The organism is Fischerella thermalis PCC 7521, from assembly GCF_000317225.1.
GTDB classification, from domain to species: Bacteria; Cyanobacteriota; Cyanobacteriia; order Cyanobacteriales; family Nostocaceae; genus Fischerella; species Fischerella thermalis.
This window is the reverse complement of sequence record NZ_AJLL01000132.1, coordinates 1-291: the sequence shown is the minus strand read 5'-3', so window position 1 is coordinate 291 and position 291 is coordinate 1. Positions and strand designations below refer to the sequence as shown.

1 pseudogene is annotated in these 291 nt (G+C 48.5%); it reads right to left on the bottom strand.

Annotated elements, in window-relative coordinates:
* Window positions 1–291, bottom strand: a pseudogene (locus UYK_RS24605) (AraC family transcriptional regulator); the annotation flags it as partial.

The following is a 291-nucleotide window of genomic DNA, read 5'->3' as shown; positions in this document are numbered from 1 at the left end:
GAGATGCAATCCGAATCTGCAAGTAGTGATCATCTTGATCCCAACGTGCAAAAAGTGGCGTCTTTGCAGGCGTTACAGAAATGTCGCCTTTTGCGTACAATCCTGTGTGGGTTTTGCCTCCCTGAATTTGCAGCAAGCGAATTGGACGAGGGGCAAGAGATAGATAAATTGTATGTTCATCGCTGTAATCACACCTCGCCTCACCCGGAGGTTGTTGGAATTGCTCGACCAGAATATTTTCCCAGCCCTGAGCTTGGCTAGACAAGATGGGCGAGTAAGTCGTTTCAGTCC